We start from the raw sequence: 24343 nt of genomic DNA, 5'->3' as shown, positions 1-24343 counted from the left end.
AGAATATCTGTTGCGGCCATACGCGTCCGCGAGAGTGTCACGCCCGCACATTCTGCCTCGCACGTAGAAATACTAGCCCCCAATCCCTCTTTGTCACCCATCCTACACAATAGCGCATTACCCCCATACGGCCCCACCTGAGCCCATTCCCTGTTGCCCGTCGCCGAACGCCACTCTGCCCGTTGGCGTGTCCTCCCACAAGTTAGTGCTCGGCCCACACATATCGAACACCGCGACCGCCCCATGCGACAACATGATACGAGCCTGTATGTGGCCACGCTTGATCGATGTCTATTCTCTATCCTTTCCCCAAGCCACACGAAACTCCGCCGCGCCACCCATAGATATACCCACGAATTCACCACGTATCACCAACTTATCTTACCCCCCCCAAACCATGTTGCGGGGCGACGGCTACCATAGCGCATCTCTCGTTCCAGTCTGTGCCGACCGCTGTCCGCCGTCACTACGTCTATTCCTGAACCTGCCTTCAAGGCATCACGCACCCAAACTCCCCTCACCTGCCTCGTGGTGAACCAACGTACCTACGCCGCGAAGGCCACCGTGATCGTTAGGTCTCGGCATTTGAAAGTCGCCGCAACAGAGGTACCTTCATCTGATCCAATATTAAAGTATATAGGATCGTTGCAAAGAGTAATCCAGCGGTTACGGTCAGCGGGATTCGTGCCATCAAGAGGCGGTTTTGTGCCAGAAGGCTGACTATAACGATATCCCCCATAATCGCCCAGAGTAGCAATGCTCCTGGACGGGAGCTCCATATATGGCCGCGTTCGCGCACGAGCAGGACATTCGCGAGGCCCGAGAATACAAGACCCAGGAAATCCAGGGTCTGCACGGCATGTAGTGACAAGCCCATTGTGCGCCCGACCAAGTAAACACCAAAAATATAAGCGATCCACGCCATTGCCACCACAAGCGAAGAAAATATGAGCGCACGGACATCCCACCGATCCGGCGCGCGCGAAGGCCGTACATGATCACGAGCCAGAGACATCGTGACAAAATCGTTGGCAAAGAGAAGTAAGAGGACAAGAATCGGGGTGATAACGAAGCGCCGAAAGACCAATAGCCCGAAACTCAAGAACAACGCCACTTGGAAGGTTTTTATGATCTTATTAAGGGTATATGTCAGCAGCCTCTGGTAGACTCGCCGACCAGTCTCTACGGCGTCTGCGACCCCGGCGAGGCCGGGATTCGTCAAAACCAGGCTCGCCGCCGCTTTAGCGACATCGGTGGCGCTCTCCACCGCAATCCCCACCTCCGCTTGTTTTAAGGCGGGCGCATCATTTACGCCATCCCCGGTCATACCGACGACTTTGTGTTGCTGCTGGAGGCGCTGTACCAAATGAAATTTATCTTCCGGGAACACTCCCGCGTAGACCGAGCAGTCTCTGCCAACATCGGATCGGTCACAGATAGCACCTGCCAATCCTAGCGTTGTGGCGACAGTCTTTGCGGTGGCTACATTATCCCCAGTCACCATCCGCACGCGCACACCAAACCCATGGAGCGCCTGCAAGGTCTGTGGTGCATCAGGGCGGATAGGGTCCGCCAACGCCAAGAGACCAAGAAAACGCGGCGCTCCCACAGGCCCGGCCGCTACCGCCAGGACTCGCGCGCCCTGGGACGCTAGGTCTTCAGCCACTCGCCCCCAATTCCCTGTGTTGGTCAGCGCGGCGATGACCTGAGGCGCGCCTTTCATGGCCACCCACGGCGCCCCCTCTACCCGTAACGAGGCCTCGGAGCGTTTTGTGGCTGGATCAAACGGTGTAAAAACGAGCCGTTGCGGTATCGTTACGTTTTGGTCCTGCGCCGCGCCCAGTATGGTCAGATCAATAGGGTCCTGCGTTGCATCATCGCTGGCAACCGCTGCCATGGACAAAAGCTCAACCGCGGTCGCGCCGCCCATCGGACTACTCGCCACCAAGCTGAGCCTATTCTGGGTCAGGGTCCCCGTTTTATCGGTGCAAAGATCGCTCATGGCCGCAGCTTCCTCTATAGCAGCGAGACGCGTTACCAGAACACCTCGCTGCGCGAGGCCTAGGGAGGCCATAGCGGTCGCCAAGGTAAACGTCGCGGGAAGGGCAACTGGTACTGAGGCCACAAAAAGAATAAGCGCAAAAGGGAGAATTTCTGCTAGAGGTATGTGCTCGATCGTCGCGTAGATCAAAATGGCGGCTACCAGAAACCCATCCATGATCACGAGATAGCGCACGATGCCTAACACAAGTTCTTCGAGGTGGCTTTTCGACCCCGCGTTCCGAACCAGTTCTGCGGTCTTGCCAAAATAGCTTAGTGCGCCCGTTGCAGTTATTGTCCCGCTGGCTTCGCCCCGACGAATGATCGAAGCGGAATACACCGCAGAGGTCACAGTCCGGTCGACCGGCATGGATTCCCCAGTCAGCGCGGATTGATCCACAAGCACGTGACCGTCCGTCAGAACCATGTCCGCCGGCACAATGTCCCCGACACGGACATGAGCCAGATCGCCGGGCACAATGTCATGAGCCGCAATGCTGCGCCACTGCCCATCGCGATATACGCGCGCTTTAACATGGAGGCGCCTCTTTAGCGCGTGCAATGCGTTCTGGGCCTTATGTTCCTGGCGGAATGCGAGGGCGGCGTTGAAAAGCAGCAGCGAACCGATGATCAAGGCCTCCACCCACTTGCCGAGAGCCATCTCGAGAATCAACGTGATTTCCAGCATCCATGGCACGGGATCCCAGAGCTTGCGCAGAAATAGCCACCACATTTTCTGTGGTACTTCTACAATGGCGTTGGGCCCGTATTTGTCCAGACGCCGCTGCGCCTCGACGCTACTTAAGCCTTTCTCTACAACCATACGCCCCCTGCTTGCACGACCGTGCTTAATGTACGGCGGCACGAGGAACAGCGGTGCGTTTCTTGTGCGCTCGGTCAAAGATATCTTACTCGTTTTTTGATCGGCCTGGCGCTAGATCATGGGACACTTTTCGGCTCTTCAGTGAGATTTGTACGGGTGCTTCAGGTCTCGGTGCCTGCCAGAAACTGAACCGCTCTGGTTTTTGAAGAGGCTTCAATGTTTGAGAGGCGGCAATGCCTTCCCGTGGCGCGCTGCGCGGGCACTTCCTACGTAATGCGCTGGACTATCCCCCGCAAGGCCGATGACGACTGCCGGCAGGGACTGCGCTGGCTGTAGACCTTCGCGATCTGACAGAGGCTGAGCGCGATCTCGCCGCGTGGCTTACACAATGTCAGTACCCAAATCTTAACCAATGGGTCGATGGCAACAGCGGCGAGACTCCGACCTTCTGCCGGCTGCCCCGGACCCACCACAAGCACATGATGTCGACAGGTAGGTTCGAGCGCGAAAACGAGGACATCAAACGCCGTACTTGGCTCGCGCGAATCTTCCCGAACACCGAATCCTGTCTCTACTTGATACGGGCCCTCTGCGCAGAAACCCATCAGACTTAGGCTTTGGGACACCCGCTACCTCAACAGGAAGCTCCTTGAGGAGCAGCGCCGGCAACGGCGGGGGCGGCAGCGTCATGAAGTCCTCCCTCACACCAAAAAGGAATGTGCATAACGTGACGGACACAACCACCCCCAAGGGACGAGGGTTGCCGCGCACCCGATCAATTTTGGACGGCCGATTACCCACTATCCCGATCTCTCAGCTGACAGACACGGATGATGGGTAACGCGAGACTTAACGGCCCCCTCGCGATGCCATCCCGCCGACGCCTGCGCCAACATGGCTGCGCAGTGCGCTCTTGCGCGCACATCAGACGCGGCGCTCACATGGCGGCACTGCACTTCCTTGCGCATCACCCGCCGTCTTTTGCGTCACGTGCGGACGCTATTTGCGCGAATTGTACGACTTGTCGACTCAATTCCTCCGTTACCGCATGGGCCTTAGCCAATTGCGCCTGAAGCTCTTGTCGCTCCTTGATAAGAGCCTCGAGTTGTTGGCTCGCATCTTGAAGCTGACTTTGAAAATCCGCGACGTCCCGCAAGGCCGCTTCACGGATCTTATCGATATTTTGGTTGGCCTCATGAGACGCGAACGTCCAAAGTGTCGCCAACAATTCGTTCATCTTGGCTTCAACTCTCGGCGGTATGGTCGTGGATTGCCCATCCGCCTGCCACTTCAAGGCCTTCCATTCGCTGAGATGCTGGTTGATTGTAGTAAAACTCCCCTTGCCAAGATCACCTCGAACCGTGACCACCGTAGGAGGTAAGCCACTTTGAGCCAAACGATCAGCAACCTCGAACACCTGACTTCTCGTAACCCCAGTACGTGGCATAACGTGACACTCGTGAATAGGAAGATTATGATATATTACATTATATAGCGTAATATCCTAGAACTCGTTAAAACAGGCGGGCGTTGGCTTTGAGGCGGATGCGTTGATGAGTGGATCGCTCGGGCTACCGCTGGAAATTGTCCTAGGGACCCTGGTGCTGTGGCTCACGCTCGCTTTGGCAAGCGTCGCGGTTTCTCGCTATCCAGAACTTATTCGCTCACTCTTTTTTGTCGGTTCCTTGGGGAGTCTGGCCCTGTGTGTGGCCGGTTTTCTGGCGATAACGAGGGCACCGCAAGTTTGTGTGCTCCCCCTTGGCCTCCCTGGGCTTCCTTTTCATTTACGGCTGGACGCGCTTTCTGCGATCTTCATTATACTTTTTGGTGCCACCACTTTTTCCATCTCCCTCTATACGACCGGCTATCTCAAACACGCCCGCTATCCCGCGGCGGCGCGCATGGCCCTTCAGTACCACATTCTATTGGCCAGTATCGCCCTCCTTTTTTTGGCGGATGACGCCTATGTTTTTATGGTGGCATGGGAAACGATGGCACTTTCCTCCTACTTCTTGGTGGTAACCGACCATCAGGAAGTGGCGGTGCGGAAGGCCGGCTTCCTATACCTCCTGATCGAACACGTGGGGGCGCTCGCCGTCTTATTGGCCTTTGCTATCATGCAAACCTCGGTGCATCACGGCATCGGGGCCGGGTATACCTTTCACGCCATGCGAGACAGTACTCTGCCTATTGGCCTTGCCAGCGCGGTGTTCTTCTTGGCCTTATTCGGGTTCGGCGCAAAAATCGGGCTTATACCGTTACATGTCTGGTTGCCTGAGGCCCATCCGGTAGCCCCCTCCCCCATATCCGCGCTTCTCAGCGGTGTCTTACTCAAGCTCGGCGTCTATGGGATATTGCGGGTGGTTTTTGATCTGCTCCATGTCCAAGTCTGGTGGTGGGGGGTAACGACCCTCCTGATTGGTCTTATGACGGCCTTATTTGGCGCCATCTACTCAGCCGTCCAAAGCGATATGAAGCGCCTTTTGGCCTACTCCTCCATAGAAAACATGGGGCTTATCCTGGCCGGTGTTGGGCTCACGATCCTCTTTCTGTCCTACCATATGACAGTGCTCGCAGCCTTAGCGCTGACCGCCACGCTTTATCATTGCCTCAATCACGCCTTCTTTAAGAGTCTGCTATTTTTGGGCAGCGGATCCGTCCTTCACGCAACCGGTGAACGCCACCTCGGAAAACTGGGCGGCCTTATTCATCGTATGCCCTGGGTTGCCTTTACGATGCTCTTAGGGACGCTCGCGATCGCCGGCGTCCCGCCCCTGAATGGTTTTGTCTCTGAATGGCTGTTGCTGCAAGCCTTCTTGGGTGCGACCGCGTTTCCTCACCCCTACCTCAGTATGGCAGTGCCCCTGGGAGCTGCGGTCGTGGCTCTCGTTGTCGGGCTAGCCGCTTACGTCATGGTGAAATTCTATGGCATCGTTTTTCTGGGACGCGCGCGTGAGCCCCAGAAAAGCCCCGCTACCCGCATCGATGGCGATCCCTGGGAACGGGCCGCGCTGACCTACTTGGCCTTGGGCTGTCTGCTCTTGGGCCTTTTCCCGGCGGTCGTCATTCGGATATTCAAGCCGACTTTAGCGTTACTCATAGCGGGTCTCCCGGCAAGCGCTCACGGTCACTCACTGCGCCACTGGTTTTTGCTCGCACCCATTGGCGTCGCGCACGCAAGCTACGTCCCTTGGGTTTTTCTCGGGGCCATTGGCCTGACTGTCCTTATGACCTTTACGGCCGTACGTATCCTTTTTCGTAAACCCATTCGCCGCAGCGCGATCTGGAACTGCGGTTACCCATCCCTGACCGCCAGAATGCAAGACACGGCGGAAGGTTTTGGTCAGCCCATCAGTCACATCTTTGTTTCGTTTCTACGCATACGCCGTACCTTACCCACAGCAGACGATCAGACGCCAGTTTATCGAAGCGAGATCGAAGATCGCACGTGGCACGGACTCTACCTACCCCTGGCGCGGGCCGTGACCTGGATGACGGGACTTGTGGCGCTTCTGCGTCGACGCCGCATTGCCATCTATCTTTCGTACTCCTTTGTGACCCTCCTGATTCTGCTGGTGCTCGCGCCATGAACGCCCGCGAAATACCGCTGCAACTCACACAATTTGTCCTTGTCATAGGCGCAGCACCGCTGCTTGCCGGATGGATCGGCCAATGCCGCGCTTGGCTTGCCAACAGATCCGGTGCCGGACTCCTCCAGCCTTATCGTGTCCTGCGCAAACTTTTTCACAAGAGCCCGGTCATGGCACACGAAGCCTCGCTATTGTTTCGAATCGCGCCCTATATCCTATTTAGCGGTATGGCGCTTGCGGGGGCGATTGTGCCCATGTTCTCTACAGGGCTTCCGTTCGCGCCGGTCGCAGACGCCATCGCGTTGGTCGGCATCTTTGCCTTTACTCGCATTTTTGCAGCCCTTGCCGCCATGGACGTGGGCACAGCGTTTGGCAGCATGGGTGCTAGGCGTGAGATGCTGGTGGGTTTTTTGGCAGAACCGGCCCTACTCATAGTGCTCTTTACACCCGCCCTCATCAGTCATTCCACGTCGCTTACGGTTATCGTGATGAGCCTTACCGCAGCACGCCTTGTCCTCTATCCAAGCATGGCCTTCGCGGCCGTGGCCTTTACCATGGTGTTATTAGCCGAAAATGCGCGCATTCCCGTCGACAATCCGGACACGCACCTCGAATTAACCATGATTCATGGGGCCCTCGATCTCGAATACTCAGGCCGCTACTTGGCATTAATCGAATGGGCCAGCGCCATTAAACTTCTCACCTACATCGCGATCGGTATAGCCTTGTTTGTTCCTTGGGGCATTGCAAGAAGCGGGCATTGGGCACACTTTCCTCTGGCACTGACCATTTTTGTCATCAAAGTCGTAGCGGCGGGCGCCGGATTGGCGCTCCTTGAGACGCTCCTTGCCAAAATGCGCCTTTTTCGCATTCCAGAATTCCTTGGTACAGCCTTTATGCTGGCCGTGCTCGGCCTTCTTGTGCATTTCCTTTTGGGGGCATGAGCCATGCCTCTCTTTGCTCAAGTCATCAATATGCTGGCCGCCCTGTTTCTGCTCGTGGCCTTTGCCATGCTTTCCCAAAGGCGTCTCGCCAATCTTATCAATCTCTACGCCCTCCAAGGCCTCATCCTTGGCCTTAGCATAGGCGTCGTCGCTTATGGAACCGACCAACCCAAGCTCTATTTTTCGGCGGCCCTGAACCTCATCCTTAAGGTAATCGCAGTTCCCTGGCTCTTGCGCCGCTTGGTTCGCAAGCTCCAAGTCCAGTGGGATCGCGAGACCATCCTCTACATCCCCACCATAATGCTCCTAGGCCTTGGGCTTGTGATCTTCGCATTTAACGCCTCCCTCCCCCTGTCGGAGCTTGCCGGCACTATTAACCACAACACCTTGGGCATCGCTTTAGCGAGCGTTCTTCTGTCTTCTCTCATGATGATCCTGCGCGCAACAGCCATTTCCCAAGTGATCGGCTTTTTGGCGCTCGAAAATGGCCTGATATTCGCTGCAACGAGCGTCACCTACGGGATGCCCATGGTCATAGAACTCGGAATCGCACTAGACGTCATCGTCGGCGTATTTATTCTCGGCGTATTTTTCTTTCACATACGCGAGCAGTTCGACAGCCTCGAGCTGAACTACCTAGACAGACACGAGGATTAGTGATGTCTCTACTCTGGGTCTTGGCTATCCCACTCATAGGCGCCGCTTATTTGGGACTCTTTGGGCATCGCGAGCACGCTTTTTTTGCGAACGCGGCCTTTAGCCTGGCGACATTAGCGGCGGCCATAGTCCTTACGCAACGCATTATCGTCCACGGCCCTTGGCTTACCCACGACGCACAATTCTTTGTCGACCCATTCAATATTTTTCTGGTAGATCTCACCGCCTTCGTCGCTATGACCACTGCGATATTCAGCAGGGCCTATATGCGGATCGAACGCCATTCGGGCCGGGTTACAGCCGCGCGCCTTCGTCTTTACCACAGCATGTACCAACTTTTTTCATTCACCATGCTCCTTGCGCTCCTGACCAACAACATCGGCATCCTCTGGGTGGCGATGGAAGGTGCGACACTTAGCACGGCTTTGCTTGTTAGCCTATACAGAACGCCGGCGAGCCTCGAGGCAGCATGGAAATACTTTATTCTCTGCGGAGTGGGGATCGCCTTCGCACTATTTGGCACCATCTTGCTGTACTTCTCGGCCCACAGCCTTATCGGCCCCCATAACGGTCTTTTGTGGACGCGACTCAACCAGGTCAAAGGACATCTCGATCCGACGATCGTCGGTGTGGCCTTCGTGTTTCTGATAGTCGGCTACGGAACCAAGGTCGGTCTCGTCCCCATGCACAACTGGCTCCCTGATGCGCACGCGGAAGGTCCGACACCCATATCCGCCATTCTTTCGGGACTGCTTTTGAACGTGGCGCTCTACGCGATTGTCCGCTTCAAGGTCCTCGCTGACGGCTCATTGCACGACAATTGGCCAGGAGCACTCATGATGGGCTTTGGTTTGATTTCGGTGCTCGTAGCCGCCTTCTCGCTTTCGCGGCAGCGAGACATAAAACGGCTCTTTTCCTACTCCTCCATTGAACATATGGGGCTTGCCACGTTTGCCTTTGGAATGGGCGGACCGCTTGCGAGCTTTGCCGCCCTCCTCCACATGACGGTTCATTCGCTGACCAAATCTTCGCTATTCTTTAGCAGCGGCCACGTAGCGCAAAAGGCCGGCACCCAGCAAATCGACCAAATTCACGGGCTCTTAGAACGCAATCCAGGGATGGGTTGGAGTTTGATGCTAGGCAGTCTTGCAATTCTTGGCATTCCGCCGTTTGGCGTATTTACCAGTGAGTTTCTTATTCTAACGGCTGCTATTCACCAGGAACCTTGGTCCTTACCATTCCTCATCTTGGGACTGGGCGTCGCCTTCGCCGCCATTTTTGGCAAGACCCAATCGATGGTGTTCGGTACCAGTAACGTGCCCAAGGCACCAAGCCCCCCGTCACTCATCCCCTCATTCATTCATTTAGGTTTAGTGCTGATGTTGGGGCTCTATATCCCACCGATCCTTGCGTCTTGGTATACGCATGTGGCGGGAATGATACACCGCTAGGGACTTAAAGATTCGATGAAAACACCGCTTTGGCAGGACGTTCCATGGGAATCCGTAAACGGGGTAGCGCCGACCTATTGTGCACGGGTGGACAAAAGCCAATGGCGGGACCTCTTTTTACAATGCCGCGAGGCCAATGGGCGCCTGATCGCACTTTGGGCGACTGACGCACGGCCCGAACAGGCGGAGTTTTTGGTGCACGCCGTACTGCTGTTTGCCGATCACTGGCTCTGGATTAGCTACGGCATGGATGAGACGAACCCGAATTACCCTGACGTAAGCGATACTTTTCCCGCGGCTATCCGTCGACAGCGGGCAATTTATGACCTCTTGGGAGCATCGTCTGGTGCGCCCGATACGCGCCCCTGGCTCCGCCATGGGGCGTGGCTCGCCCACGAATTTCCTTTACGGCGCGATTTCACGGTATCGGCCGCAACGCCAGGTGGCCACGAGGAGAATTACGCGTTTGTCAGGGTCAAAGGCGACGGCATCCATGAAATGGGCGTCGGTCCCGTACACGCTGGCACGATTGAGCCAGGGCATTTTCGGCTAGCTATCGTCGGCGATGAGATCATACGCCTGGAGGAGCGTTTAGCTTATACCCACAAAGGCATTGAAAAGCGCTTTGAATCCCTTGGGCTTCTTGAAGGTGCGCGGTTGGCGGGTCGTGTGTGTGCCGACAGCACGGTCGCCTATACCTGGGCCTATGCGATGGCCATCGAGGGTATGAGTTCTTGCGTGGTACCCGCACGAGCACAGTGGTTGCGAGGTCTGCTTTTGGAGCGTGAGCGCATCGCCAATCATTTGGGGAATATCGGCGCTTTGAGCAATGATGGTGGCCTAGCCTTTGGCCAGACCCAATTTTCGCTTTTGAAGGAGCGCTGGATACAGACGCACCAGCGCTTTTGGGGTCACAGATACTTAATGGATGCCATTGTTCCCGGCGGGGTAGCGCACAACCTCACTCACCAGGATCGGGCGCAGATGCAACAAGAATGCAACGACCTGGAACAGGCTGTCCGTGTTCTTCAGGACATATTGGCCGACCATGCGGGTCTGCAGGAACGCTTTATCGGTATAGGGTGCCTTACGGCCGCGCGAATCGAAGCTTTGGGCGGGGTAGGACTCGCGGCGCGCGCAAGCGGCCTTGCTCGCGATATGCGCACGGAATTCCCAAGTCCTCCTTATGACACGCTAGCCCCTCGGATCGCTACCCATAGGCAAGGCGATGTGGCCGCTCGCGTTGCGCTGCGCTTCGATGAAATCTTTGAGTCGCTACGTCTGATGCGGCACATCCTGGCGGACTTACCAGCTGGCCCGCTGATAAGTGCGCCGCCGACGGCTACAGGGAAGCAGGGACTCGGCTGTGTCGAAGGTTGGCGTGGAGAAGTATTCGTTGCTATCGAAAGAGCGGCCCCGGACTGTTTACATCACGTCCACATCCACGACCCTTCTTGGCAGAATTGGCCACTAGTTGAGCAGGCTGTGATCGGAAACCTAGTACCCGATTTCCCCTTGATCAATACATCATTCAATCTCGCCTATAGCGGTCACGATCTCTGAGGCTCATATGCACAAACTGATCAGGCGCCTTATCGCCACAGGTATCGTCTCTATCCCCAGACCTGCTCCCGAACATTTCACTCAAGACGCTCACGAATCAAGCCGCGCGCTCCTCCGTCAACTCGGTCGAGCCCTTGCGGTACGCCATGTCGATTCCGGGTCATGCAACGGCTGCGAACTCGAGATTCATGCCGTCAACAATCCCTACTATAACCTGGAGGGTCTCGGCATACATTTTGTTGCTAGTCCCCGGCATGCTGATATTCTCATGGTCACAGGACCCGTTTCGCGTCATATGGCCCCCGCTTTACTGAGCACCTATGAGGCCTTAGCTGAACCCAAGCGCGTGCTGGCTCTCGGCGACTGCGCAATGGGCCACGGTATTTTTCATGCGAATTACGCCACCGTGGGTCGGGTGGCCGCCGTGATCCCCGTCGATATCACCATCGCCGGCTGCCCACCGACGCCGGCCGCGATAATAGACGCTTTTGTGGCACTTATCGGTACCAGCGTCTCGCCATAAATACGTCAAGACTGCGGATTGTGTCTGCCTGGAACTCGCCTGTCTTTCGCTATTCGCGGGGGCGCGTCGGGCTAAGTTGTTGTATTTACAGGGATGTATTCTACAAGGTCTTCACTGCAGCGTGGCCACGGCGACCTCTACATATATCGATGGAGTTGGCGGGACAATCCAGGGACACTCCGCTAGAAAAAATGCCGCAATCGCGCCGTAGGCGCTTTTTTCTAACTCGTTTCTTTATTGTGGAATTAGTGGAGGCTGGGGCCGGAATCGAACCGGCATTGACGGCTTTGCAGGCCGCTGCATCACCACTCTGCCACCCAGCCTTAAGCTTAGCGTTACGACGAAGGGACCCGATTCCGGGCGAGAAGAATTGGAGCGGGAAACGAGATTCGAACTCGCGACCCCAACCTTGGCAAGGTTGTGCTCTACCACTGAGCTATTCCCGCAGACCCGTGCATTGTAAACGCGCCTGCGTCCCTGTCAAGCTGAAGCCGGGCCGGCTGCTCGACACTCATCCTCTGGGCCGCCCCAACCTCAAAAACTGCCGACCTTGATCGACGCGGGCTTGGGTGCCCGCCTCGCGAGCATTGGGGGTCCTGGCCCGTATGCCCCGTTCGGATAAGCTGACCTCGGGCCTACCTACCGGCCGCAGCACGGCCTCCACCCGACCTTTACTGGATCGCGCGCGTATAATCGAAACGGTGTCGTGCGATTTTGAGCCGCGCCTCACTTCAATATCCGACGGATTGGCCGCCTCGATCAAGCTCCCGTCCGGGTACGGAAACAGATCGAAAGGATCGGGTCCGGCCCAGGACCGGTCCCTCGATCACCACCGTCCCGACCGCGGCCACGTGCGCCATGAGGTCAGGCAGCGGGCGGGCCTAAGTAGGCATAAGTCGGCGCTGCCAGGGCGCCGTTGCCCCCCGCGCCTCCGATCATGACCCTTTCGCCGCCGTCCCACACTAACTGCGCGCGCCCGCGGTCACGCCGCCGACAGTGAGGCCCCGTCCTACATAGCGTGGAGCTTGGGTATTTGGCCGCTCACTATGGCCACCGTCATCATGATCGCGGCTAACGCAAGCGGCGGCCACAAGACAGACCATACGAACAATTCAGGCTGACGCAGGCGATAGAAGAGGCCCATGGCACGCAATCCGAGAAAGGTTGCCGTGAGCCCCAGGGCCGCCGCTACCGCGCCCACTGTCGTGGGAGCAAGCCCCGCGAGGGACAAGACAAGGGTCACAAGGCGTGCGGCGGCCGCCAAAAAATTCAGCGATGCAAGCCCCGCCCATATCCCGGGCTGGAGCGTGTACAGAGGGGCCTCCGAGACTGATAAGGGTTGCCGACGGCTTATGCGGTAAAGCGCCCAGCGACTGAGCCATCCGTCCACAAACAGAGCCAGCACCAGTCCAAGAAAAAACATTAACATCTCGGCCACGAGCGAGCCGCCCATCTTCTCCCGCCCATACACCATGGGCTGAACCCGCCCTTGCACCACCGCGATACAGGCGCTTAGTAGCGCCCATAGGACCGCCGCCTTCACGAAGACCTGCGGCGACCTCGCGGCAAGCTCGCGACTTTCTTTTACGAGCCTGCCGTCCCTCGGACCCAGGGGTCCGAGCCATGGAGTTGCCTCAAATGCCATGCTTAAATCCTCCCCTGCGCCCTGCAGCTCGTCAGCCAAGGGGCCGTCAATGTCCTTTACCCAGGCCAACCAACCACTGAACCGCTCTTTTTGATGTGGGCGCGACGCACCCTACCGTCATCGCGTGACATTGTATTACGCCCCGCACACCCAAGGGCGAGGTCCGTGCCCAAATACCGTCGAAGCGCAGTCGATATTCGTAGACCTCCGATAATAGTAGCCCCCAAAAAGAACATGCGAAACCGGGACGTCAAAACTCAACCCGCGCGAACCAGTCGCGCCCGTGGCACCCTCCTTCGCGAACATAACCCTTGAAAGAAATCGCCGCGCCCACGGTCTCCCGGCTACCTGCCGAGTCTTCGGCGCCCGCCACGAACCGTGCCCTCGTGCCTGTATGGGCCCATAAGGGGGCATGCGACTACCCCGTTAAGGGGTCCACCGCAAGGGCCAGATACGGGGAGCCGACATCGTGCCCGTTAAAGATGCGGCCGCGCGATGGTGACCCTGGTGTTGCGTGTCTGCCGCAAGGGGCTTGGCATCCAATCGGTGCACGCGCTCGGCAATGCGCTTACCCCCACTCGGAAATAGCCCATCCGCCGTGGCGAGGCTGCACGCCTCCTCTTGTCCAAGCAGGCCTCAACCCAGCGGCATAGGGGCGCGCGATGATCCGCGATCGCCCGCGCCCCCCAAATCACGGACGTCCTCAGTGGCAGGTGGGCCCTAATTCCTGGGGTGTCACCCCAGCCCCTCCCGTACATGTCCACATGATCGGCCCGCCATTACCCGGCCGTCTGGGTGTAAAAATGAGCGCGCCGGATGGCGCACGCACGGTCAGCACCATGCCGTGTGGGTTGAGCGCAAGCTCTACCCCGTTCGGCAGATGCCGGGCGATCCCTGCAACTTTCAAGGTCTGGGGAACCGCTCCTTCAGAAAGATAGTATTGGGCCAGCTGTTGCCGGGCCGGCTGCGACTCAGCCGCGGCCTGCGCGAGCATTGCGCGGGTCACGTACATGTGGTATTGGGGGATCGCAATCGCCGCCAATATGCCGACCACGTAAATGTACATGATCAACCCCACTGCAGCGCCTATACCTTGCCCAGCGTAAGGCACGAACGCGGCCATAAGATACGCGAAGGGATTCCGACGCGGCATGTCGGGTGCCTCGTCCAGGACTCTCAGGATACGCTTAGCGGTCCACGGATAACTGGATAGCAGCTCGTGAAAGGAATCCCAGAAACCCTTCGCTGCGATCATTTGTCGCCGATACCCGTCAAGCGAGACGTCGCTCCAGTGCATCGCACCGGCTGACAGCGCCGCAAGAGACCGAGCGGCCATTTCCGGTGATTCGCTACAGGCGAGGCCATGACGATCGCAGGTAGTCTCGCGCGCGCGAGAATGCGGCGCCCAAGAGCGGCAACCGCAGGGCTGGCCAGCGCACGAGCATTACCAGGGGATTGTCGTGCCGCAACACATGCCCCAGCTCGTGCCCGATATAAAACCGGACACCGTTTGGGCTCCCGCCCATCGCGTCGACGATGCTGGACAAGAGAATCACGTACTTATGCCCAAGGAACCGAGTTGCGAAGGCGTTCAATACGCCGTTTCCGTTCCGTATATACATGGTGGGCCGGTGCGGCACGCTCAGCACATCACAGCATGTTGCGAGTTGTTTATAGAGATTCGGGAGCTGGCCTTCAGTCACCTCGGTCGCGTTACCTCTCAGGTAAGCGATAGCCGCGGACTGTACGAAGAGGTACAGGATCGACCCAACTCCGAGCGCGACTACGACAATGCCGACCATCATGGCCCATGCCACGGTTCCGTTGCGCGATACTGCCCAAACGACCCCGAGCCAAAAAAGAATCCCAATCGTCAGCGACAGGGCGGTCAGGGTTTTGTCACGCGGAAATATCGTTTCGCTCACAATTCACACTCCCCTCTATTATTATCTCGTCTTGTAATATTTGGAGCGTTTTTATCCCATAATCATGGCTTAGCCTATAAGCATGTCAAGGCAAGGCGCGCTGTAGTGCCCCGTAACGGCCTGTAAGCCCGCAACGGCCTGCAAGATTGGCTATGAGTCGGATGGCGGACGGGAATGAGACTGCGGCGTCCAATGCATCGGGACGCACGCCCCCCAATGGCAGTGGCGGGCCGGCGGAAGCTTGCCCGCTCGCTCGCGCGTTCCGCTCCATCGCAAAAGCGTGTGTGTCCATCGTAGGGGTCGCGCTTCGCCCGCTTCTTGATCGATATCAGCAAGACGACCTCGCGCTTCAAGGGGCTTCTGCCGTGGGGCGTTGGACCTCACTGCTGTCAGCGCCCACACGGCCAGGGTCGCGCCTCGAAGTCCGTCCGGCGTAAGGGCTTAGACAAACGCTACCGCCTTCACGTTTCCGAAGGGCGATCGGAACACTTCGGCGATCCCGAAACCCGCGGCATGCAAGAGGTTAATGAGATCCATGGCCTCATAGAGGCACACGGGCTGTCGGATGTCGTGCCGATCGGCCATCGCGGGGGCAAGTCTTGCCCAACGCTCTGCGACGGGTCGTCCCCAATGGGGGTAACCGCGCCCCAATTCTGATGCAAGTCCCGAAGCCGACAGGAATATCCGTCCCCCAGGCTTCAAGTGACGCAGCCAGCTCTGCAAGGCAGTCAGGGCCTCGTCATAGCTCACATAGTGGATGGCCCGCTGACAAATGATTGCGTCATAGGGTGCGCCTGGCAAGGCATTGGGTAAGGCCCGGAAATCGGCCTGCACAAAGACTGGCGGCTGCCAGAGAGCTCGGTCGGAGGCCGCACGTTGCAATGTGGTACCTTGATCCAATCGGTCGATGGCGGTGACTTGCGCCCCACCCGCGGCCATGCGTAGCGCCTGCCCGCCCTGCCCGCAGGCCAGATCCAAGGCCGAGGGGCGCACGGCGGGGTTGCGTGCGAACCGCGCATCAAGGAAGGCCAGGCAACGCTCATCCAGATCGTCCGCGCGCTGGCTCGCCACATCAATGCCCTGGCCAGCACCCACCGGACGTCGGCGCGTCCGCTCATCCAGCCAAGGTTCGTTGTAGGTACGACGATTATCCAAAATCATGAGCATGTCCTTTTGCCGTTGATGATCTTCAGATAAGGTGATCCTCAATCTGCCCGTGGGGTCCGTAAGCTACGGTTTACGGCCAACCCCACTTCAAGGATAGGCTATTGAGATTGCAGAGCGGCGACAGAGGTCCCTTTCAATACGGTTCGCGCCGCCTCGGATGGCGCGTACAGTCAAAGGCATCCCGAGCAGTGGTCAGGATTCTGTGCAAGCGGAGTCTACCGACCGTAGCCCGCCTCAGTCCGGAACGCGTTAACCGCGCGCGATTTTCAGAGGCTACCTAACCCGATTTATACGATATCTTGCTATCCGGCGCGCTATCCTTCCTTCTTGGATCGCAGGGCTTGGCGTGCATCGTGCCGGAACATGGGGCCGAACGCCTTTGAGCGTCTAACGGGCCAGGCCATGGGAACACGCTCGCGGAGGAAGCATATAAGGTCATAATATTCTTTCGGGAAACACCTTAGGCCCTCCCGCTACCTCTACCCCGCCTCGAACCGACCTCTGGGCCACTTTCATTTGCCGTCTACCGCGGGCCTCCCACGCCGAAAAAGCAACACGAGCGGCAGGCAGGCGAAAAACAGAATTCCCATGAGCTCGAAGTCATCAATGTAAGCAAGCATCTCGGACTGGCGCACCACTACCATATAAAGATGGGCAAGCGCGGCCATGGGAGCGGGGTGGCCGATGGCATTCTGGACTGCTGCGAGGTAAGTGTGCACGTCTGAGTTATAGGGCGTGACGCGCTGCACGAGCTGGCTTTGATGGTACTGGGCACGCCGCGCAAGGATCGTTGCGGCGATCGACATGCCTACGCTACCCCCGATATTCCGCGACATATTGATGATGGCTGAGGCATTGCTCGACTTGGTCGCGGGCAGGGACGAGAACGCCAGTGTGTTGATGGGAATAAACAAAAATGCGAGCCCCGCCGCCTGAATAGCGCGTGTCCACACAAGCGTCGCAAATCCCGTATGGGTGTCGAAATGCGTCATGAGCAGCGTTGCAAAGCCGCTGACGCAGAGGCCGCTCGCTATCAGAACGCGGGCGTCGAGACGCGAAATAAGCTGCCCCACGACAGGCATCAACGCCATGATGACCAAACCCCCCGGGGAGAGAACAAGACCGGCGTCGACGGCCGTGTAGCCCAAGAGCGACTGCATAAAGAGTGGTAGCAGAGCTGTGCTACCAAGAAGCAGGGCGCCAAGCATAAACATAAGAACATTGCCAGCAGCGAAGCCTGGATCACGAAGAAGCCGCAGATCGACGATCGGGTCTGCCCTGCGCCACTCCCGAACGACAAAAACCGCAAGCGCCAGGATCCACGTGATAGTCATGGTCACTATGGGAGGGGACGCAAACCAGCCGTCTTGTTGGCCTCGGTCAAGCACCACCTGCATGAGGCCAAGGCCCAGGGTGATGAGTGCGAAGCCAGCGAAATCCGCGCGGCGTGAAGACGCAAGCTGCGCGCTGCGTGCCTGGGCGAACGATTCCGGGTCGTAGACCAGCGCTTGCACTAAGGGCAGAAGCAACAGCCCGATCGGGACGTTGATGAGAAAAATCCAGCGCCAACCGATGTGATCAGTGATCCAGCCCCCGACCGTGGGGCCGATGGCTGGGGCGAAGACCACAGCCATGCCATAGACCGCAAACGCCATTCCACGTTTCGCGGCAGGTGCCGCATCCGTCAGAATGGCTTGGGCATTCGGTTGCAGCCCGCCGCCGGCAATGCCTTGCAAGGCTCGGAATATAACCAGCGTTGAAAAATTTGGGCTCAAGCCGCATAAGAGCGAGGTCACCGAGAACGCGGCTATGCAACCCATGAAGTAGCGCTTGCGTCCGAGCCTCGTGGCAAGCCAGCCGCTCAAGGGCAAAATGATCGCATTGGTCATGGTGTAGGCCGTGAGTACCCAGATCGCCTTGTCCTGAGAGACAGCCATACTGCCCATGATATGCAGTAAAGAGACATTGACGATCGTGAGATCGAGGACCTCCATGAACGCCGCGAAGGCCACCACCAAGGCGACCGCCCAGAAATTCTGCGCTGCTGGTCCTCCAGAGTCCTTCACGCGCGTGAGCGCACCCATCTTGCGCGGGCGCGGCGCCGACGCCGCCACCAGTTACGCGCATCGATGGGCTCTAGGAAATACTCCCTTGTGTCTGAGAGACGCACCGTATTTTCCAGTCTCCGAATGAGTCTGAATAGGGCGGCAAAAGGCCGCTTGACGGGTGGCTGCGCATTCGCCCAAAGGTGGTCGCCTGAACCCGCCGCGGCTCGTACGGGCAACCCGCCGCTTGGCGTGCGCCGAGCGCCAAGAATATTGCGCTTAATTATGCAGAACTTCTCATGCGAGCTCAAACCGAGTTAGGCGCTGGACCTCACGACTTCCGGCTTTGGGTCGGCCCGCCTCCGCACGGCCCACCATCGCCCCACGCCCTTATACCGACATGCGGTTTGGGCGTAGACGGCTAGGGGCCAATTCATGCCTACCATCTGCCGGACCCAACCCGGACACGAGCCTATAGAGTGTTGCCGAGGGTCCCTAAAGCCACGAGACAGACGTGGGCATTCACGCCTGGCTGCACACGTCCCGTGTCTGCACGGACCTATAGGGATATTGCACCCGACCGAATTCCCCGCCTTGGTCGTCATTGTCGACGCAGTGAATCGGACACGTCTTGGAAGCCGACAGCGCGGACTATGGGGATGGCGGACCGTGACCGGTCGCTGTCCACGGACGTGCATTTCAACTCCATCGCAGCTCCGCCAACGCGACCCAAACCCGGCGGCACCTCCGCCACATCTTGACGCAAGAGACAGAAGTCAAAGACCCACCAGTTTCCAATTCTGACGTGACTATCTTCCGGTACGTTGCAGTCGGAGCCCCCACTACCCAAACAAAATGCCTACTCAACGAAAGCGACCCCGCGCGCGACACCCACCCAACCCCAGCCCTAATAGGAACTTATGCCTCATCGAAAGGACTAAATCGACGAAACGCGGCGCTAGCGCTTCGATAGGTCACCCGGCCCCTGCTTCGTCAAACAGTTCACAACCACGGGCCGATAGCTTGAGCAGACTACATCATTTCTTCAGCACATTCGCAACGGCGTGGGTCTCCAGACCAGCGCGCGTCATCACGGCTGCCTACCGGCTTCTCGAGCAATCCAGCGGGTCCGTGGTAGACGTCTTGATCCGACTGTGGCTCGCGAAGGTATTTTTCGTGTCCGGAATATTGCGGATGTTCCACCTCAGTGTTGGGCCTTACCTGTCGCGCGCGACCTATCCCGTTCCATGGGTGGAGGCGCTCAGCACCACATATCTTAGCGGCGCGATTCAGATAGTCGTCCCGGCATTGTTGGCTCTCGGGTTGGCCACGCGCTGGGCCGCCTTGTATATGCTTATTCTCGTGCTGGTGGTCCAGATCCATTACGTCCCTTTGGATATCAACCTGTACTCGGCGGTACTGTTCGGCTGGCTTGTGGTATGCGGCGCGGGGCCGCTATCCATCGATCGTCTTCTCGCCCGCGGATTGGCGGATAGCGCCCTACCGTTCGCCGCCACCCTCACCAAGCTTGCGCGAGCCATCACGCGATACCTGAAGCCGTACTACCAATTGCTGGTCCGACTATGGCTCGCTTTAGCGCTGCTCGCGGTCAGCGCCGAGACACCCATCTCTGGCGCGCTGAAATCCTTGATCCCCGAGCACTCGCTATCTCATTTTGCCCCCGCACCTACACTGGCGCTTGTCGGCGCACTCCTCATCGCTTTTGGCCTACTTACACGTGCCGCTGCGCTCACGCTGATCGCGATCGTGGCCGGGATACATATCGTCGGTGCGGCTGATCCGACCGACGTTTATTTCTCGATGACGCTCGCGCTGCTTGCGCTCTACGGGCCTGGCCATCTATCGGTCGACCAAGGGATTTCCGCCGTCGTCTCGAAGATCGAGAACAAGAAGACATCACCACTTGAAGGGGCGCCGCATGTGGTCATCGTCGGCGCAGGCTTTGGTGGTCTAGCCTGCGCTGCCAGGCTAGCACGCGCACCTGTGCGCGTGACCTTGATCGACCGTCATAACTACCATCTATTCCAGCCTTTACTGTATCAAGTGGCCATGGCTTCGTTATCGCCGGCTGATATCGCGTCGACGGTGCGCAGCTTGTTCAGTGATAACTGCAATATCAATGTTATGCTAGGCCAGGTGACTGCGGTTGATACCATGCAGCAGGCTGTATTTATCGACAAGCGGCCCCTGTCTTACGATTTTCTGGTTCTTGCGACAGGCGCATCCCACAGCTATTTCGGGCGTGACGATTGGGCCCCGTACGCACCGGGATTAAAGACCCTCGATGATGCCGTGGAAATACGGCGTCGCATTCTCTCCGCCTTCGAGCGGGCAGAAACGACGGAAGATCGCGCGGATCACCTGGGGCTCCTGACATTCGTTATCGTAGGCGGCGGCCCCACAGGGGTCGAATTGGCGGGTGATATCGCTGAACTGGTCCGTTATGGTATGGAGAATGAGTTTCGCCATTTCGACCCCAGGTGCGCCCGCGTGGTCCTAGTCCAATCCGCGGCCCGCATACTGCCTACTTTCCCCGCCGTCTTGTCGGAAAAAGCGCAGCGCTCTCTTGAAGGGTTGGGGGTGGAGGTCATGCTCGCGAGCAGGGTCGAACATATCGACCAGAATGGGGTCCTCATAAACGGGACCCGACTTGCTGCTTGCACTGTATTGTGGGCGGCCGGTGTCGTGGCGTCACCCGCAGCGCTGTGGCTCAATGTCGATTCTGACCGTAGCGGGCGCGTGATGGTCGGACCGGACCTGTCAGTGGCCGATCTCCCGAACGTTTTTGTCATCGGCGATACCGCGCTGGCCCACGCGTGGAAAGGCAAACCGGTCCCCGGTCTCGCGCCGGCTGCCAAACAGGGTGGCGCTTACGTGGCCACCGTTCTTTCCAGGAGACTCACGGGACGGCCCGCGCCACCGCCATTTCAGTACCGTCACATGGGGAGCCTCGCCACTATCGGGCGGAAAGCCGCGGTGGCAAACTTCAACCGGATCAATGTCAGCGGAGCCCTGGCTTGGTGGCTCTGGGGCCTGATTCATGTGGCGCTTCTGGTCGGTTTGCGAAACCGAATATCGGTGATGTTCAGCTGGTTTTGGGCGTACCTTACATTTAAGCGCAGCACTCGCCTGATAACCGGAGACACGGCCCCATCAAGAAGGGATGGCGCCGTAGAGGGGCCAGGCGGCCCATGAAACTTCCGCTTCGCTGGCCGGACTGCGGGCGTAGCGCTGAGAAACCACGTGCCATTCCCGCTCGCGTCCTTTTGTAGGTTAGCCGGCCATGAGGGGCAACGTAGCATGAAGTGGCCCCGGTTATTTGGACGACTTTCCCCGCATTATAAGTGGAATCCGGCTGGGCTCGTACGGTGCAGAGCGGTCCACGGCGGTGGGCAATTTGGGGTGCACTAGGAATTCATTCTACGCAGCCATAATTGGTTGGGAAAAGTTCATGGAGGCCTCGAGCGGCGTGGGACCATGGAGGCTGGAATACCCCCGGTGCGCATTGAACCCCCCAAGTTAGCAGCCGATGTCGGCCCGGGCGGCGCTGATAGCATCATGGGCCTTGAGGTAGATGCGTTCGTTCTTCACGCTACGCTACAGGCGCTCTACAAACACGTTGTTGCCCCACGCCCCGCGTCCATCCATTGACTGCTTGCCCTCAAATGCCACGCGTCCACGACGCTAAGAGAAGTCGAAAAACAGCGACACAATAACTACTCGGTTAAGAAAGACCAGATTGCACGATCGATTCTTCAATCCAGGCCTCCAGTCGACTAACTTCGCCCTGGAGTAAAGCTGCATCCCCGTAAACGTGGGCAATGACCGCAATACCCTGCGCCCGACCGAGTAGATGCAGGGCCAGAGATTCCGCCTCCGCCGCATATCCGAGCGCTATGAACTGCGCAGTGAGCCAGTCACGAAATAGGTCAAATAAGGCTTTCGATGATTGCTGCAAATCGTGTTGGTCTTTCGCCAGTTCGGTATTAAGACTGCCAATAGGGCACCCATACCGCGTCAGATCTTTTCGTTTGCTCGCTATCATCTGGACGAACGCCATAAGACGGGCCCTTGGCGTCGAATGCCGAACATCCCACTGCTTCAACACAATACGGAATTCAGCCAGACGCTGGTCAATAACAGCTTCAAGAATCTCTTCCTTGCTCTTAAAATAGTGGTAAATATTGCCACGATAGACCCCTGTTGCATTCACGATGTCCGTGAAAGATGTCCTCTCGTAACCTTGCGTATAAAACAGATCTTTGGCGCAGTCGACAATATCGGTCCGCGTTTTGTCGCCCTTCTTAGCCATAACGTGCATCGCCTATTTTAACGCCAAGTCTTGAGTGTTCCCGTGTATTCAATTCACTCCGAATATAAGACACCCGCTTCCTTCACAACGTAATCTGTAGGAGCATCCGGAGCCTAAGCTTCTTCTCTGAACCACAGCCACTCGTAGAACGAGAAAAAAGGGAAACATATCATCAGGTGACAGGTCTTGCCATCCTCATAGGGCGTGTCTCGCGTACACGCATCTCCGCCAACTGGGTGCGCACCGTATCTCGCCAATCATATACGGGGGAGTAGCCTAGTACGCGCGCCGCCTTGTTATTGTCAACATGGACCTCCTCTAATAAATGAATAATGCTCCGCGTCACCAGAGGTTCCCATGGGACAATCGGGTCCAGTCTTTCCATAAGCCATCCGAAGGGATAGGCCAATCCAAATGGGACACTGAAATGAGGGCACGGTAAGCCGTGTTCTTCATGAAGGAGCGTAATAACCTCACGTACGGTTGGGGCTATTGGGCCCATGATATTAACGCTCTCGTAAGGCGGCAAATCTATCGCAGCGACAGCACACGCAAACGCCTGCCCTATATCGCGACCATCAACGATTGGCAAGTGGGTCCGACCGCCTACTACCCAAGGAACGAGATGGGTTCTCAGGCGCGGAACAAGGATAGGAAGGAGACCCAAGCCATAACCCGATCCGGCGAAGATGCCAAGACGCAGATTGACCACCTGAAATGTTGGGGTCGCGGCTAACCGCAAGGCATCCTCAATGGCAATCACGTTGCATAGGTGTGGCCAGAACGGCCGCGGAATGCCGCAACTCATGGGATCTGCCGACCGCCCCGGCGCCGCGGCGCTCGTAGTACTGATATTTATGAAACGAGCTACACCCGCCGCCTTGGCCGTTTCGATCAGCTTTAAGGTGGGCTCGAGATAGAGGAGACGCGACTGCTCTTTGTGGCCCCACAGGGAAGTCCAGGCGGCTGCGTGACAAAGCACGTCAACGCCCTCCACCACCGCTTTCCGGTAATCGGCATCCCGCAGATCCCCCTGACGTATCACGCCATCAAAGCCTGACGGCAAGCGGTTGCGATCGCGACAAGCCACGATGACGCGAGTATCACGAACGTCCCGTAAGGCTGCCAGGATATGGCTACCGACAAAACCATTCGCCCCGGTAATTAACACAGTCCGAGTCATAGCCAGCCCCTATTTGGACAGTCATCCAATACATAATAGGATGGGTGTCCTATTATGTAAAGACATGGCTACGGTAAACCGTATGCCCTCTTGGCGTTATCCGAGACAAGGATCTGGCTGACCCCTGGAAGAAGTTCAGCATCCGCGCATGGGAGCGCACCCAGTCGCGTAGGCCTTGCGTCCAGGTGGCCTCGCAGTAGGTGTAGTTGGAGGCACCCAGCACCCCGACGAAGATCTGGGCCTTGCGGATCTCGCCTGTGCGGGTGCAGACGACGCCTATGGTGGGCCCGGCATAGTCGGTGAAGCACTTCCCGCCGGCGACTCATGTATAGTCATGGGTCATGGTGCCTGCGCGGCCCTTCTTGATAGGCAGTCCCGGCTGGGTCCGATCCAGCGCCTGTACTTGGTTCTTTTCGTCGCAGCACAGCACCAACGCGTGCTCTGGGGGATTCAG

The 24343-nt window shown here is 57.8% G+C and carries 16 protein-coding genes, 2 tRNA genes and 4 pseudogenes; 8 read left to right on the top strand and 14 right to left on the bottom strand.

What is annotated here, in order from left to right:
* Positions 1-571: 571 nt before the first annotated feature.
* The gene (locus tag ACYCTF_RS03995; RefSeq protein WP_461284567.1) at positions 572-2941 is read right to left on the bottom strand and encodes a plasma-membrane proton-efflux P-type ATPase; all 2370 of its coding nucleotides are present in this window, start codon (positions 2939-2941) and stop codon (positions 572-574) included.
* A gap of 182 nt (positions 2942-3123) precedes the next feature.
* Between ACYCTF_RS03995 and ACYCTF_RS03990 the strand changes: the two are divergent.
* Positions 3124-3589, top strand: a pseudogene (locus ACYCTF_RS03990) (transposase); the annotation flags it as partial.
* A 241-nt stretch (positions 3590-3830) separates the two neighbouring features.
* Here the strand turns inward: ACYCTF_RS03990 and ACYCTF_RS03985 are convergent.
* Positions 3831-4280, bottom strand: a complete 450-nt coding sequence (locus ACYCTF_RS03985; RefSeq protein ID WP_461282715.1) for a DNA-binding protein — start codon at positions 4278-4280, stop codon at positions 3831-3833.
* 136 nt (positions 4281-4416) lie between these two features.
* Between ACYCTF_RS03985 and hyfB the strand changes: the two genes are divergently transcribed.
* The 6 genes from hyfB to ACYCTF_RS03955 are packed head-to-tail and all read left to right on the top strand — an operon-like array spanning position 4417 to position 11591.
* Entirely contained in the window at positions 4417-6453 is a 2037-nt protein-coding gene (hyfB, locus tag ACYCTF_RS03980; protein WP_461282714.1) for a hydrogenase 4 subunit B, read from the top strand.
* Positions 6450-7397: a respiratory chain complex I subunit 1 family protein gene (locus ACYCTF_RS03975; protein ID WP_461282713.1), complete on the top strand. Its 948-nt coding sequence runs from the start codon at positions 6450-6452 to the stop codon at positions 7395-7397. The genes hyfB and ACYCTF_RS03975 overlap by 4 nt, the downstream gene beginning before the upstream one ends.
* A 3-nt stretch (positions 7398-7400) precedes the next feature.
* Positions 7401-8054, top strand: a complete 654-nt coding sequence (locus tag ACYCTF_RS03970) for a formate hydrogenlyase (protein WP_461282712.1) — start codon at positions 7401-7403, stop codon at positions 8052-8054.
* A 2-nt stretch (positions 8055-8056) separates the two neighbouring features.
* Positions 8057-9505, top strand: a complete 1449-nt coding sequence (locus ACYCTF_RS03965) for a hydrogenase 4 subunit F (protein WP_461282711.1) — start codon at positions 8057-8059, stop codon at positions 9503-9505.
* Positions 9506-9520: 15 nt separating this feature from the next.
* Positions 9521-11068, top strand: a complete 1548-nt coding sequence (locus tag ACYCTF_RS03960; RefSeq protein ID WP_461282710.1) for a hydrogenase large subunit — start codon at positions 9521-9523, stop codon at positions 11066-11068.
* A gap of 7 nt (positions 11069-11075) precedes the next feature.
* Complete coding sequence (locus tag ACYCTF_RS03955; protein WP_461282709.1) at positions 11076-11591, top strand: NADH-quinone oxidoreductase subunit B family protein; 516 nt, start codon at positions 11076-11078, stop codon at positions 11589-11591.
* Between the two features lie 249 nt (positions 11592-11840).
* Here the strand turns inward: ACYCTF_RS03955 and ACYCTF_RS03950 are convergent.
* The 7 genes from ACYCTF_RS03950 to ACYCTF_RS03920 form a co-directional block, all read right to left on the bottom strand.
* Positions 11841-11914 (bottom strand) — tRNA-Cys (locus tag ACYCTF_RS03950).
* Between the two features lie 48 nt (positions 11915-11962).
* Positions 11963-12037, bottom strand: a tRNA-Gly gene (locus tag ACYCTF_RS03945).
* A 563-nt stretch (positions 12038-12600) separates the two neighbouring features.
* Positions 12601-13236, bottom strand: a complete 636-nt coding sequence (locus ACYCTF_RS03940; protein ID WP_461282708.1) for a hypothetical protein — start codon at positions 13234-13236, stop codon at positions 12601-12603.
* Positions 13237-13939: 703 nt separating this feature from the next.
* Positions 13940-14491 (bottom strand): pilin, encoded by a 552-nt coding sequence (locus tag ACYCTF_RS03935; RefSeq protein ID WP_461284566.1) that lies wholly within the window; start codon positions 14489-14491, stop codon positions 13940-13942.
* 94 nt (positions 14492-14585) lie between these two features.
* Positions 14586-15161 carry a M48 family metalloprotease gene (locus ACYCTF_RS03930; RefSeq protein ID WP_461284565.1) on the bottom strand — a complete coding sequence of 192 codons (576 nt, stop codon included), beginning with the start codon at positions 15159-15161 and terminating at the stop codon, positions 14586-14588.
* A 441-nt stretch (positions 15162-15602) separates the two neighbouring features.
* Positions 15603-16322 carry a class I SAM-dependent methyltransferase gene (locus ACYCTF_RS03925; RefSeq protein ID WP_461282706.1) on the bottom strand — a complete coding sequence of 240 codons (720 nt, stop codon included), beginning with the start codon at positions 16320-16322 and terminating at the stop codon, positions 15603-15605.
* Positions 16323-16840: 518 nt separating this feature from the next.
* Positions 16841-18442 carry a DHA2 family efflux MFS transporter permease subunit gene (locus ACYCTF_RS03920; protein ID WP_461282705.1) on the bottom strand — a complete coding sequence of 534 codons (1602 nt, stop codon included), beginning with the start codon at positions 18440-18442 and terminating at the stop codon, positions 16841-16843.
* A 954-nt stretch (positions 18443-19396) separates the two neighbouring features.
* On the opposite strand from ACYCTF_RS03920, the gene ACYCTF_RS03915 reads away from it, so the two are divergent.
* Positions 19397-21589, top strand: a complete 2193-nt coding sequence (locus ACYCTF_RS03915) for an FAD-dependent oxidoreductase (protein ID WP_461284564.1) — start codon at positions 19397-19399, stop codon at positions 21587-21589.
* Positions 21590-21814: 225 nt separating this feature from the next.
* Here ACYCTF_RS03915 and ACYCTF_RS03910 read toward each other — a convergent pair.
* From ACYCTF_RS03910 to ACYCTF_RS03890, 5 genes and pseudogenes are all read right to left on the bottom strand, one after another.
* Positions 21815-22045, bottom strand: a pseudogene (locus tag ACYCTF_RS03910) (IS3 family transposase); the annotation flags it as partial.
* Positions 22046-22118: 73 nt separating this feature from the next.
* Positions 22119-22706: a TetR/AcrR family transcriptional regulator gene (locus ACYCTF_RS03905; protein ID WP_461284367.1), complete on the bottom strand. Its 588-nt coding sequence runs from the start codon at positions 22704-22706 to the stop codon at positions 22119-22121.
* Positions 22707-22878: 172 nt separating this feature from the next.
* Positions 22879-23889 (bottom strand): NAD-dependent epimerase/dehydratase family protein, encoded by a 1011-nt coding sequence (locus ACYCTF_RS03900; protein ID WP_461284563.1) that lies wholly within the window; start codon positions 23887-23889, stop codon positions 22879-22881.
* Positions 23890-23978: 89 nt separating this feature from the next.
* Positions 23979-24208 (bottom strand): annotated as a pseudogene (locus ACYCTF_RS03895) (IS21 family transposase); the annotation flags it as partial.
* Positions 24209-24217: 9 nt separating this feature from the next.
* A pseudogene (locus tag ACYCTF_RS03890) lies at positions 24218-24343 on the bottom strand (IS630 family transposase); the annotation flags it as partial.

The sequence above is a fragment of the Acidiferrobacter sp. genome, from assembly GCF_054609335.1.
Note: the sequence above shows the minus strand (reverse complement) of the source record. Positions and strands in the feature narration are given on the sequence as shown.